This is a genomic window from Atlanticothrix silvestris CENA357 (genome assembly GCF_016056295.1).
Classification (GTDB): Bacteria; Cyanobacteriota; Cyanobacteriia; order Cyanobacteriales; family Nostocaceae; genus Atlanticothrix; species Atlanticothrix silvestris.
In genome coordinates this window covers 1-14,543 of sequence record NZ_JAECZB010000038.1, presented here as the reverse complement: position 1 = coordinate 14,543, position 14,543 = coordinate 1, and the positions used below count along the sequence as shown (strand labels likewise).

At 38.8% G+C, this 14,543-nt stretch carries 6 protein-coding genes and 1 pseudogene; 6 read left to right on the top strand and 1 reads right to left on the bottom strand.

Annotated elements, in window-relative coordinates; all coding sequences use genetic code 11:
• Positions 1–19 precede the first annotated feature (19 nt).
• Positions 20–343, bottom strand: coding sequence for a hypothetical protein (locus I8751_RS14785; RefSeq protein WP_214439911.1), 324 nt, complete (start codon positions 341–343; stop codon positions 20–22).
• 1,184 nt (positions 344–1,527) lie between these two features.
• Between I8751_RS14785 and I8751_RS14780 the strand changes: the two genes are divergently transcribed.
• From I8751_RS14780 to I8751_RS14760, 6 genes and pseudogenes are all read left to right on the top strand, one after another.
• Positions 1,528–1,803 (top strand): hypothetical protein, encoded by a 276-nt coding sequence (locus tag I8751_RS14780; protein WP_214439927.1) that lies wholly within the window; start codon positions 1,528–1,530, stop codon positions 1,801–1,803.
• A 345-nt stretch (positions 1,804–2,148) separates the two neighbouring features.
• The gene (locus I8751_RS14775; RefSeq protein ID WP_225894163.1) at positions 2,149–7,398 is read left to right on the top strand and encodes a type I polyketide synthase; all 5,250 of its coding nucleotides are present in this window, start codon (positions 2,149–2,151) and stop codon (positions 7,396–7,398) included.
• Between the two features lie 129 nt (positions 7,399–7,527).
• Positions 7,528–9,264, top strand: a complete 1,737-nt coding sequence (locus I8751_RS29645) for an SDR family NAD(P)-dependent oxidoreductase (protein WP_225894162.1) — start codon at positions 7,528–7,530, stop codon at positions 9,262–9,264.
• A 3-nt stretch (positions 9,265–9,267) separates the two neighbouring features.
• On the top strand, positions 9,268–10,635 hold the full coding sequence (locus tag I8751_RS14770; RefSeq protein WP_214439910.1) for a beta-ketoacyl [acyl carrier protein] synthase domain-containing protein: 1,368 nt from the start codon (positions 9,268–9,270) through the stop codon (positions 10,633–10,635).
• A gap of 95 nt (positions 10,636–10,730) precedes the next feature.
• Entirely contained in the window at positions 10,731–13,997 is a 3,267-nt protein-coding gene (locus tag I8751_RS14765) for a PfaB family protein (protein ID WP_214439926.1), read from the top strand.
• Between the two features lie 55 nt (positions 13,998–14,052).
• Positions 14,053–14,543 (top strand): annotated as a pseudogene (locus tag I8751_RS14760) (2-nitropropane dioxygenase); the annotation flags it as partial.

Genomic DNA, 14,543 nt, shown 5'->3' with positions numbered 1-14,543 from the left:
CAAGCAGTGATATTTATCCTTACTTGTTTAACACTACTTCTTGTTTCTTTTTCATGATCGCTAAGTATTCACTACGTGTTCCATCTATGCGATAGTGGTCACAAATTTGGCATAGTTTTAAAACATCCAATCGGCTGAATACTTTTTGATGCTGAATGTCGTTGTCATTTCTCCACCGCCAGAAAGTTGTCCTGTCAATGCGGCGATCGCTCTCAGGCCATCTGCGTCGGGATAAAAAATCTACCAGTTCATCTTCATAAAATGAGTAGCCTTTAGGTAACTTAAGAAGTTCTTCTCTTAATTTAATTATCGGTATAAGTGGATCTAGCTCAGATAATCTCATGCCAGCAAGCCCTTATAATTTCATGTCAGTCAAATTATGTAGAACTTTTCATGCAGTACGGTATCATGGCATTAAATTGCATTGTCATCCTGTACGGTTAAGAATGTATAGAACAGTGAGGTAATCAAGTAATTTAATATTTGGCTTCTTCTCACCTCTGTATCTTTATACGTTTTTCAACTATCAGGATGAAATTACATGAATTAATCACACACAATAAACGGATTGATACTCAATTGCAACACACATGCAACAGATTTGATCATAAAGATTAGCAACATAAACAATATAAACAATGACAACAATCACAACGATTGACCGCTATTATATAGCGTTTTGTCTTAACCGCTAATTGTCATCTTAAATGGAGTAATTTGCTTTATGAAATATCTGATACATTGTTAATTGATTGCCGGTATTTTTTCATTCTTTAGGAATAGTTACTAGTGGTTAAAATGACATTCTTATGAAAATTATTTTTTGGTAACAAAATTACTTTAAGAAATCAACTAATAGATAGAGGTAGAGTTTTGTCTCGAAAAAATCTACTTTTTGGTAGATGTAAGAGCCATTTAGTAGAATCAATACTTGAGCGCTTGATATTTACTTGCATATAGCTAGCTATATTTAAAGAGAGAAACGCCAGGATAGATTCATCAACCAGCTTGTGATGTAATTAAGTTACAGATAATACATGAAAAATTTTACGCAAAAAAGTCTTATATACAGCATATTTCATTTGGATAAGGTACAGTACATTACTTTCGCCTCTAGTCCCTAGCCTCTAGCTCCTTTCTTCATAAAAGGTGTACTACACCCAACCAAGAAACACTGTATATGGAGTTAATAGAGAGTACTTTCATAAGTAAGCTTTTTAACTTCGTGAATTTATTTTTAATTGATCTAAAATTTTATTTGCTAATTATATGAAGAATACATAGAGCTTGAATTTACAATAGTCAAATAACTCACCAATTGTAGAATATTACTCCCAAAATTTACTTTCTGGCAGTATATATAACAATTGAATAGAAATGCTAGAGCCAAGAGACATGCAATTTTTATGCAACTTTGGTAATACATTTTTATTATATGAGATATTAATAGACAAAAGTTCTAGTAGCTATGTGAGTGATCGATATTGCCCACCCAAAACTCCAATGAAAATGAAATTAAAGCGATTCATGCTCTCACTACCCAGCTTTGATAACCAGAGGCTGATTTTTCATGCAGCTCGCCAGACTCGTCGTAAAGCTGAGATGGCCCGTTTGGCGGTGCATGAATGGCTCAACCAACATGATTTTGAGCTAGAAGAATGGAAAAATAAAACAGCTTTGCAGATGGGAATTGGTATTAGTGAACTTGAGCATAAGCTATTAGCTGCTGCTCAGTCTCAGGTAGTGAGCAGTAACAAAGATGATAATCCTGATTCCGAAACCAAATCCTGTGTAAGTTCGTGATGTAGATTTCGATTTATGCACGCACTTAATGACAATCGGTAAATAGCACTGAAGTTACCTCCAGTACGTCGCTCGATCAACTTGCATCTCATAAGATTCATTCAGTTGCATATCAGTTGCAATAGAGAAGCAACTAGTCTAATATAAGCGCAACGGCAATCGGATAGGATCATACAGAGTTGGATAAGTTTTCTACATAAAACTATCGCAGCTAAATCTGCTTAGCAAGTTATGTGTCGAAAGAAGTATTTTCCTTAAAGGTTAATCTCAAGTTCCTTGATTTATAAAGGAACTATTGTTCTCAATACATCTATATTTCACAAGCATAATAGTGAAGATGAAGTCATGGCTGCTTCTAAAATTGAAGCTGTCTTGACACAGTTGCAAGACGAAGTAAGCAATTGTGAAAAGGCTCTGCTCCAGCTCATACGAGTAAAAAAAACTATGGTTGAAAACACGCCTCTAACCAGCAAAATCAATACACAGCTGCAACACAGTCCTATCGCCATTATTGGGATGGCTTCTATATTTCCACAATCTAAAAATCTCCAGGAATTTTGGGAAAATATTATTCACAAAGCTGATTGTATTACCGACGTTCCTCCTTCACGTTGGAATGTCGATGATTACTACGATTCTAACCCTAGGACACCTGACAAAACCTACTGCAAACGAGGCGGATTCATACCAGAAATTGATTTTAATCCGATGGAGTTTGGACTACCGCCTAATATTTTAGAAGTCACAGATATTTCGCAGTTGCTAGGTTTAGTTGTTGCAAAAGCAGCGATAGAAGATGCAGGCTATAGTGAAGATCGGCAATTTCATCGTGATATCTATGATAAGCTTCGCCAACGCACTGGTGTAATCTTAGGTGTGGCAGCAGGCAGACAACTGGGTGTGCCATTGGGTGCAAGATTGCAGTATCCTGTGTGGGAAAAAGCCCTCAAAAGCAGCGGCTTATCTGATGAAGATACGCAAAAAATTATTGAGAAAATTAAAAGTGCGTATGTGCAATGGGAAGAGAATGCTTTTCCTGGAATGCTCGCTAATGTAGTCGCTGGAAGAATTGCTAATCGCCTTGATTTGGGAGGAACTAACTGTACAGTAGATGCTGCCTGTGCTAGTTCATTAAGTGCTTTAAAAATGGCGATTAGTGAGCTAATTGAACATCGTGCCGATATGATGTTGACCGGCGGAGTTGACACCGACAACTCCATTTTTGCCTATATGTGCTTCAGCAAAACTCCTGCTGTGTCTCAAGGTCAGAATGTCAAGCCGTTCGACGCTGATTCTGACGGGATGATGTTGGGTGAAGGTGTAGGGATGTTGGTGCTAAAGCGTCTTGAAGATGCTCAACGAGACAATGATCGCATCTATGCAGTCATCAAAGGGATTGGTACTTCTGGTGATGGTCGCTATAAAAGTATCTATGCGCCACGTCCAGAAGGTCAAGTTTTAGCTTTGCGTCGTGCTTATGAAGATGCTGGAATTTCGCCTGCAAGTGTTGGTTTAATTGAAGCACATGGCACAGGCACTATGGTTGGAGATCCAACCGAATTTGCATCTATCAAAGAAGTTTTTAGTGAAGACAATCCTAAAAAACAATATATTGCCCTTGGAAGTGTAAAATCGCAAATTGGGCATACAAAAGCTGCTGCGGGTGCAGCAAGTTTGATTAAAACTGCTTTGGCTTTGCATCACAAAGTTTTACCACCCACAATTAATATCACCAAACCACATCCCAAACTTAACATTGACAATTCTCCGTTTTATTTAAATACAGAAACAAGGCCTTGGATTAGCAGCAACGACCAGCCAAGACGTGCAGGGGTAAGTTCTTTTGGCTTTGGTGGCACAAATTATCACGTTGTTTTAGAAGAATATCAAGGTGAATATCGACTTCCTTATCGTTTGCATAATAGTCCCCAGTCGATACTTTTATTTGCGTCCACACCTGAGCAATTGTTATCGCGTTGTCAAGATATCCAACGTCAATTGCAATCTGATACCAAAGAGCGTCATTATGCAGAATTAATTTCAGCCTCTAAATCTTCAGAAGTTCCGCTAAAAAATGCCAGAGTTGGGTTTGTTGCTGATTCTCTCGCCCAGGCTGGCGATTTGTTACAAATCTGCATTGACTGCCTGACAAATAAACTGCAAGCAGAATCCTGGGAGCATCCCCAAGGAATTTACTACCGCAAAACTGGGATAACTACAGCAGGGAAGGTAGTAGCGCTCTTTTCTGGGCAAGGTTCGCAATACCTAGAAATGGGTCGGGAATTAGTGATTAATTTTCCTTGCCTGCGGCAGACTTATACTCAGATGGATACCCTGCTGCGCCAAGACAATTTGCAGCCCCTCTCAGAAGTCGTGTTTCCTAATCCTGTGTTCGACCCAGAGCAAAAAGCTGCTCAGTTAGAAACATTGCAACTGACGGAATATGCCCAACCAGCGATTGGGGTTTTTAGTGCTGGTTTGTACAAAATATTACAAAAAGCTGGATTTAAGCCTGATTTTGTTGCCGGACATAGCTTTGGAGAATTAACAGCTTTGTGGGCTGCGGGGGTTTTGAGTGAGGAAGATTACTTTTTCTTGGTCAAAGCCAGGGGTCAAGCTATGGCTACACCCAAAGATCCGCAGTTTGATGCTGGAGCAATGCTGGCGGTGAGAGGAGATGTGAGTCAGGTTTTAGAACTGATCAAAGATTTCCCCTTAGTTACCATTGCTAACTTAAATTCTCATCGTCAGGTAGTGTTGGCTGGGACGAAAGCTGAAATTGCCAAAGTCCAAGACGCTCTAAGAGATATCGGGTTTTCTACCATTTTGTTACGAGTTTCAGCCGCCTTTCATACACCGCTTGTGGCTCATGCACAGCAACCCTTTGCCAAAGCAATTGAAAAAGTTACTTTTAAACAGCCAAAAATTTCTGTCTATACCAACGTTACAGGAAAGTGTTACCCCAGTGATCCGCAAGCCATTCAAAAAATCCTTAAAGAACACCTGAGAAATCAAGTGCTGTTTAAACAGGAAATTGAAAATATTTATGCCGAAGGCGGTTATTGCTTTATTGAATTTGGACCGCGCAACGTTTTGACTAACTTGGTTAAAGATATTCTCAGCGATCGCCCTCATTTAGCTGTGGCTTTAAATACTAATAGTTCCCAGGATAGCGATCGCACTCTACGAACAGCGATCATGCAGTTACGCGTCGCTGGATTACCTCTACAAAACATAGATCCCTACCAACCAGAGCCAAAAATACCAGAAGTGACTACAAATAAGGTTTTGAATATCCGCTTAGATAGCACAAACTACGTGTCGGAAAAAACAAAGCAGTCTTTTGCAAAAGCGCTGCAAAATGGTCATCAAGTCAAACTAACCCCAACACCATCTGTTGAATATCCCTTTGAAACTCAAGAAAAGCCAGCAGCCAACGGTAAAGTAAAATTTGTTGATAATGGCCAATCGAATAAACTGGATATCCAACCTCCACAACCAAATTCCGAACTGGCTTTGAGCCAAAGAGTTATAGATAGTTTAGAGTACACCCTCATAGAGTTCAATCGCCATCAACGAGATATCTTGCAGGTTCATGAACAATCTTTAGAACATCAGACCGAATATACCAAAACTTTCTTTCAACTGATGCAGCAACAGCATTTGTTGTGGGGAAATCATAAATTTACTGAACAAGAAGCGCAAAAACAGCAAATTGCACTCTCCAGTTCAGAACGCAATATCATGCGGTTTCACGATCATCAAGCTGAAACTCTCCGCATTCATGAGCAATATCTCAACTATCAGCATGACTATACTCACGACTTCTTTCAATTACTTCAGCAACAGTATGACCAATTGCTATCTGGCAATATTAATCAAGACAGTCTAATACCACTGAACAATTATCAAGATATTCCAGAGGCTCCATTACCTCAAGAGGATGACCTTGCCCTAGTGACAACCCCAGCGGTGACAGTAACTAATAACGAGTTTGTTGGTAAATCTGAGCCAACTTCTAGTAATGGTAATGGTGTAAATCATCAAGCAAAATCTGTTTTAGATTTTGTTCCGCCTCAGGAAAGTAAGATTAAGATTGCTACGCTAGTGCCCTTACCTGAACCTAAACCTGAACCTTCACCACCAGCAGCCATTGACGCAGCCAGCCTTAGCCACACTTTACTCAACATCGTTAGTGATAAAACAGGCTACCCAGTAGAAATGCTGGAAATGGACATGGATATGGAGGCAGATTTAGGGATTGACTCGATCAAACGGATAGAAATTTTGGGGGCGCTACGAGATATGTACCCCAATTTCCCCCAGTCAAATATGGAAGAACTGGGAGAACTCCGCACTATTGGTCAAGTTGTAGAATATCTGCAATCCCAAACTTCACAAATTCCCTCTCCAGAAGTTGTCACAATTTCTACTGTCACAGAATTAGAGACTCAAAAGGAACAAGAACAGAAGTTGTCAGTAGGAGCAAACGCACTAGGAGGGTTTCCCTCCCAACTTCCAACTCCCAACTTCCAACTCCCAACTTCCAACTCCCAACTCCTAACTCCCAACTTCGCAGACTTTGGTCAAACTCTCTTAGCCATCACCAGTGATAAGACAGGCTACCCAATAGAGATGTTGGAAATGGACATGGATATGGAGGCAGATTTAGGGATTGACTCCATCAAACGGGTAGAAATCTTAGGAACAATGCAAGAGATATACCCCGATTTACCCAAGCCAAACGTCGAAGAACTGGGAGAACTCCGCACCATTGGTCAAATTGTTGAGTATCTCCAGAAGTTGGCTGGAGATGAAAAAAAAAATTCTCAGCCTCAGTTTGACAAACAATTAGATAACGTAAATCACAATATTCAGCGCTTTCCAGTCAAACTCAAAAATTTGCCACCACCGGATAGTTTAGATTTCACGTTACCAGAGGGATATATCGCCTTAATCACCGATGATGGTTCCCTCACTACTTCTAAATTGGCTCATTCCCTGACAGAACAAGGCTGGAAAGTAGTAGTTTTAAGTTTCCCTCAATCGCTCATTCCCCAACAATCGCCTTTACCCAAAGGTATGCCTCATGTGACTTTAACAGACTTGAGTGAAGAACATCTCCAACAAAAATTGCAAGCGATCGCTACTAATTTCGGGAAGATTGGTGCTTTCATCCATCTACATCCTGTATTTGCGGAAAATCACATCGGTAAAATTTCTTATCTGAAAGCAGAAAAGGCGATCGTCAAGCATGTATTTTTGATGGCAAAACATCTCAAACAATCCTTAAATGAGGCAGCGCATTATGGACGTAGTTGTTTCTGTACGGTTGCTCATCTTGATGGAGCCTTTGGATTAGAGCATCAAGTCAACTTTGGAGCGATTGGGGCTGGTTTATTTGGGTTAACTAAGAGTCTGAGATGGGAATGGCCTAAGGTATTTACTCGCGCGATCGATTTAAGTCCCACTCTTAATGCCCAGCAATCAATACCATACATTATTGCTGAACTTCACGACTCGAATCTTTATATTAGTGAAGTTGCTTACGGCTCACAAGGACGTGTCACCTTAACTACTTCCTTTGAGAAATAAAGAATCTTTGTGTCTTCGTGTCTTTGGGGTTTAAAAGTCCTTTTTTACCACCAAGGCACAAAAACACAAAGGGGGAACTTTACCCAATCTTTTTCCGATTAAATTAAGCTGCAAAATTTCCTAATAAATATGACTATACTAACCCAAATTAATCCCTCATCAGTTTTGCTTGTAAGTGGTGGTGCAAGAGGAATTACGGCTGAATGCACCATCAAATTAGCACAACATCAACCATGTAAGTTTATCCTGCTTGGTCGTTCAGAAGTTTTAAAAACCGAGCCAGATTTTGCTCACGATTGTTTAGAAGAATCAGCATTGAAAAAACGCATCATGGAGAATCTTCTTGTCCAAGGCGAGAAGCCTACACCCATGAGTGTGCAAAAGATATATCACCAAATTGCTTCTAGCCGTGAAATTAAAAAAACTCTAGCGGCGATTCAAGAAACAGGCGCACAGGCTGAATATATTAATGTCGATGTTACTGATAAGTTAGCTTTACAAGAGAAACTTGCCATTGCTGTAAAACGTACAGGCTCGATTACGGGAATTATTCATGGTGCTGGAAATTTAGCTGATAAGTTGATAGAAAAGAAAACAGAACAGGATTTTGAAAAAGTTTATGCTGCGAAAGTTCAAGGATTAGAAAATATTTTATATTGCGTTAATCTTAATCAAATTCAGCATTTAGTTTTATTTTCTTCAGTATCAGGTTTTTACGGTAATGTTGGGCAGTCGGATTATGCGATCGCTAACGAAATTCTCAACAAATCAGCCCATCTCATCAAACAAAATTATCCCTCCTGTCATGTGGTAGCAATCAACTGGGGAGGGTGGGATAACGGCATGGTGACACCAGAACTCAAAAAAGCTTTTGCTGAACGGGGAATTGAAGTTATTCCGGTGGACGTTGGCACACAAATGCTAGTTAAAGAAGTGGATTGTAGCCATCATCAAACTACACAAGTTGTAATTGGCAATCCTCTTGTACTACCACCTGCGCCTTTAGACTCGGAACTACGAAAATATAGTATTCGTCGTCGCATGACATTGGCAAAAAATCCATTTTTGCAAGATCATGTTATTGCTGGTTATCCAGTATTACCAGCTACCTGTGCCTTATCTTGGATGATTCATGCTTGTGAAGAACTTTATCCAGGTTATAAATATTTTAGTGCTAGTGATTTTAAGGTATTAAAGGGAGTTATTTTTAATAATACTTTAGCTAATGAGCATATTTTAGAATTGCAGGAAGTTGCTAAAAATAATTCTGAATCTCTCGAAATTCAAGCTAAAATATTGGCTAAAAACCACGAAGGAAAAATCTATTATCATTTCTGCGCTCTAATAAAATTGGTAATAGAAATACCAGAAGCTCCTATTTATGAATCCTTGAATCTCACAGAAGATCATGTAATCCCTACAACTGGTAAAGATTTTTATCAAAATGGAGATTCTTCATTATTTCATGGTGCAGCATTTCAGCAAATTACCAGAGTATTAAATATTAGCCCGAATAAAATAACTGTTGAATGCCTTTGGCAAAAAATTGCAGATCAGCAACAAGGACAATTTCCCGTGAATTGGCATAATCCTTATGCAATTGACCTCAGTACTCAATCTTTATGGATTTGGTTGAGCCATTTTCACCAAGAGGCTTGTTTACCAGGACATTTGACATTATCTGAACAGTTTGCATTGACACCATCTAATGAACCTTTTTACGTTTCTTGTGAAATCAAAGGGAAAACAGAAAGTAGTGCAACTGCTAACTTTATTATTCATAATCGCCAAGGACAGGTCTACACCCGGATTTTAGGAGCCAAGGCAGTTCTTTTACCTATGCAATCAATAAAACAGAGGGCGTAAGCAGTGGAAAAAATAGCTATTATTGGATTATCATGTCTCTTTCCCGACGCTAACAATCCTGAGCAATTTTGGCAAAATATTACTGAAGAAAAAGACTCTATATCAAATTTAAATGTTACAGAAATTGGTGTAGATCCGGCAATATTTTATGAACCTGTTAAGGGTAAACAGGAAATAATCTATTGCCTTAAGGGAGGATTCATCCGCGATTTTAAGTTTGATGCCGACGAATACAACTTACCAGCAGAACTCGCAGAAAGCTTAGATAACAGCTTTAAATGGTCACTCTATGCTGCTAAACAAGCGATTGTACATAGTGGCTATTGGGGTAACAGTAATATTCTTTCTCATTGTGGCGTAATTTTGGGTAATCTTTCGTTCCCTACCAAGTTTTCTAATAAACTATTTGAGCCAATTTATCAGACAACTATAAATAGTGCGATCGCAAAACTTTTACAAGAGCAAAATTTTCACTTAGCTAGCTTATCAACATCAGCAGATGTATCTCCACACAATGCAATGATTTCTGGCTTTCCAGCAGCTTTAATTGCTCAAGCTTTTTCTTTATCTAGTACTCATTTTTGTATTGATGCTGCTTGTTCCTCGTCATTTTATGCAATTAAATTAGCATCTCATTATCTCAATTCTGGGAAAGCTGATTTGATGTTAGCTGGAGCGATAAGTTGTTCAGATCCGTTGTTTTTACGAATGTTGTTTTCTGGCATTCAAGGATATCCAGAAGATGGTATGAGTTGTCCTTTAGATCAAAAATCACGAGGATTAATTACATCTGAAGGTATTGGAATGGTTCTGCTAAAAAGATATAATGATGCCGTTAGAGATGGCGATAATATTTTAGCTACTGTTTGTGGTAATGGGTTATCTAATGATGGTAAAGGTAAGCATTTACTTAGCCCCAATTCTCAAGGACAAGTCTTAGCTTTTGAACGAGCTTATACTGAAGCACACCTTTCTCCTCAAGCTATAGACTATATGGAGTGTCATGCTACTGGCACTTTATTAGGAGACACCACAGAATTTAACTCGATAAAGACATTTTTTAATCAACACCAAGCAGCACCTTTGGTAGGCTCTGCCAAAGCTAATGTAGGTCACTTACTTGTTGCTGCTGGAATGGTGAGTTTAACGAAAGCGATTTACAGCATGTCTCATGGTGTAATTCCACCAACTATTAATGTGACTGAACCTCTAGGTTCTGAAAATAATTCTATTTTTCCTCAAAACATTGTGACAACCGCAACACCTTGGCCAAACAACTCTGCAAAAAAATACGCGGCTTTAAGTGCCTTTGGTTTTGGTGGTACTAACTCTCACTTGATTCTGGAACAAGGGAATCAAACAAAAGATTAAGCGTGGAATTGTGTATTTCTTCTTTGCTTCTACCCTGCGGGAGCGCCTGACGGCGAATGCGTGATACTAATTCATACTTCATACCTTAATTGATGATGTTGGAACAAAAAAATAACACCACTAACAAAATTGCCATTGTCGGCATGGATGCCTTTTTTGGTGAATGCAATGGCTTAGATACCTTTGAACGCAGTATTTATGATGGCAAACAGCATTTTATTCCCTTACCGCCTCAAAGATGGCATGGAATAGAAGAGCAAGAAGACTTACTCAAACAATATGGGTTATCAGATGGTAAAGCACCAATAGGAGCTTACATCACAGATTTTAATATTGATACTTTAGCTTACAAAATTCCGCCTAATGAAGTAGAAAAACTGAATCCGCAACAACTATTACTATTAAAAGTAGTAGATCGTGCCTTGAAAGATGCCAACATTCCCAAAGGGGGAAATGTCGCTGTGATTATTGCTGCTGAGACAGAATTATCTGTCCACCAGCTACAGCAACGATGGAATTTATCTTGGCAAATTAAAGATGGTTTGAGCAATGCAGAAATTGCGTTGTCTGCGGATAAAATTGCTCAACTGGAAACCATTGTTAAAGATAGTGTTCACCATCAAGTAGATGTAGGCGAATATCTCAGTTATATCGGCAATATCATGGCTAGCCGAATTTCCTCTTTATGGAATTTCACCGGGCCAGCATTCACCATGACTGCGGTAGAGACCTCCGCCTTCAAGGTATTAGAAGTAGCACAAATGCTATTGATTTCTGGGGAAGCAGACGCAGTTGTTGTGGGTGCTGTCGATTTGGCAGGCGGGGTAGAAAATATTTTATTGCGAAACCAATGGTCAAAAATTAACACTGGTGTTAATACCTTGAGTTATGACCAAAAAGCCAATGGTTGGACAGTAGGTGAAGGTGCTGGTGCAGTTGTTCTCAAGAGTCATGATATTGCTAAAGCAAACAGCGATCGCATCTATGCAGTTGTTGATGCTGTTAGTTTTGGCCCAGTCTCTGCTACTGCTGAAGTTTGTAACCAAGCTTTCCAAATAGCCGGGATTCAACCTACCCAAGTGAAATATCTGGAAGTATGCGGTAGTGGCGTTCCCCAAGAAGATGAAGCCGAAATCACTGGATTGGTGCAAGCTTATCCTGCTGGAGACAATAATTTATATTGTGCGATTGGCAGCGTTAAGTCCAATATCGGTCATACCCATATAGCCTCTGGAATGGCCAGTCTAATCAAAACAGCTCTATGTCTTTATCACAAGTACATTCCTGGCACACCCAACTGGTCTGGTGTCAAAACACCGCAAGTTTGGCAAGGCAGTCCTTTTTATGTCCCCACGGAATCCAGACCTTGGTTTATCGGCACAGATGGCACAACCAGAGTTGCCGCAGTTAATGGTATTGGGTGTGATGGTACTTACGCTCATGTCATCTTGTCAGACGTATCTGAGCAACACAAATACAGCAGCAAGTATTTAGAGCAAATACCTTTTTATCTACTTCCCATAGCAGCTAATGAGCGTTTAACTTTAATAGAGGATTTAGAGCATCTTCAAAAAGCCATTGAAAATAGTTCTAATTTGTCAATTACTGCGAGCGAGACCTTTGCGACCTTCCAACAACATTCGCAAGCTAAATACGCCTTAGTAATTACAGGACACAACCAGAAAGAATTACTTAAAGAAATCGCATCTGCCCGTAAAGGTATCAATATTGCCTTTGAACAAAGCACAGATTGGCACACACCTGTTGGTAGTTATTTTACAGCAAACCCACTAGGCAAAACCGGGGCGATCGCTTACGTTTATCCGGCAGCGGTTAATTCTTATATCGGTATTGGTCGGACTATCTACCGCTTATTTCCCAAAGTTTTTGAAGATTTAAAAAGCAATAATCTCTGTAGCCGTGCTGCCGATGTTGAGAAACTGCTTTACCCCAGAAGTTTGAATAAATTGTCAGCTAGACAATTGGAAACTCTCGAAAAGCAATTGTTAGATGACTCACTAGCAATGTTTGAGAGTGAAATAGCTTTTGCCAGATATATGACCACTATTTTTCGAGATGATTTTCAAGTCAAACCTAAATATGTGTTTGGCTATAGCTTGGGTGAAACAAGTATGATGGTTGCCCAAGGAGTTTGGAGCAATTTTGAAGGTGGAAGTAATACCTTTAATTCATCTCCTTTATTTGGAGATAAGTTGTCTGGCCCAAAAAATGCTGTACGTGAATATTGGGGATTACCAAAAACATCTGCGGCTTCAGAGCAAAATTTTTGGGGTAATTATATTCTAATGGCTACCCCATCTCAGGTCAAAGAATATCTTAAACATGAAAATCGTGTTTATTTAACTCAAATTAATACCCCAGAAGAAGTTTTAATTGCTGGTGAAACAACAGCCTGTCAGCGAGTGATTAAAGCTTTAAATTGTAATGCTTTACCGGCTCCTTTTGATCATGTTATTCATTGTGAAGCAATGCGATCGCAATACGAAGAGTTGGTAAAACTCAACACTTTTCCAACTCAAAATATTCCAGAGATTGTATTTTATTCTGCTGCTGAATATCAACAAATCACCCTTAATGACGGTGCCGTTGCTTGTAGTATTGCTACAGGTTTATCCCAACAACTCGATTTCCCACGATTAGTTAATCGTGTCTACGATGATGGGGCAAGAATATTTATTGAAGCTGGTGCTGGTAGTGTTTGTTCTCGATGGATTAATAAAATTTTAGAAAGCAAAGAACACATTACAGTATCACTCAATCGTAGAGGTATGGATGATCATACTTCTATTGTTAAAGCTTTAGCAAAACTTGTTAGCCATCGGGTTAATTTGGATTTATCACCACTATATAACCTAGAAAAAACAGCACCTATTCAAAATACAACAACTCTTAAAACCATTACTTTAGGTGGCAAATCAATTATAAATACCATCTTAAGTGAAGAAAACCGTCAACTTTTTCAAAAGCTACCTAAAACAAATAGTCCTAATTATAAATTTGAAAAAACGCAACAAAATATGAATAATTCTCAAGAAAACAAAGCCATTAATTCTTCTGAAGTTCATAAAGAATATTTGGAAACTAGTAAAGAATTAAAATCTTCTGATTCCACTACAATTCACAATAAAGTTTTTCATACTACACCTGATTCTAACTATTTTTATCATCCAATTAGTCTGTCAGACTTTAATAAGTCTCAATATCATCAATTAATTGCCAATAATGCCCGCGTTAATAAAGCTCATGTTGCTTTCTTAAAAGCTAGACAAGAATCCAGTAAGCAATTAAGTGAAATTATCCTCTTACAATTATCTGCTGTCCACAATTTGCTTAATCAATAAGCAATCGCAGTTCCATCTTACTTGTAAGAATTCACGTTTATCAAGTTAAAACACCATGCGAACTATAGATTCTGTACTAAGTAAACACACCAATGGGCTAAATTTTTCTGCATATATCTATAATCAAAGCCATGTTTGGAAAGGAAATTTAGATAATATATCTTTTGAACCGAAGGCCATTAAAGATAAACTACTGGTTTTAGATAAGCCCTGTTACATCGTGAAAGTTGCTGGAAAAATTGGTGTAACAAATGAGGGCTATTTATACCCTACTGAAAATGGCACAACAGCACAGGTAGAACTGCTGACGTTTGTTCCTCCTATTCGCATTCAACAGTTAGGAGATCCTAATTTTCTTTCTTTTCATGGTGTAAAATATGCTTATGTGACTGGTGCAATGGCTGGCGGTATCGCTTCTGAAGAAATGGTCATTGCTTTAGGTAAAGAGAAGATTTTAAGTTCTTTTGGTGCTGGCGGTTTAACTCCAGAGCGTTTAGAAGCTGCAATTAATCGCATTCAATCAGCTTTACCTCATGGCCCTTATGC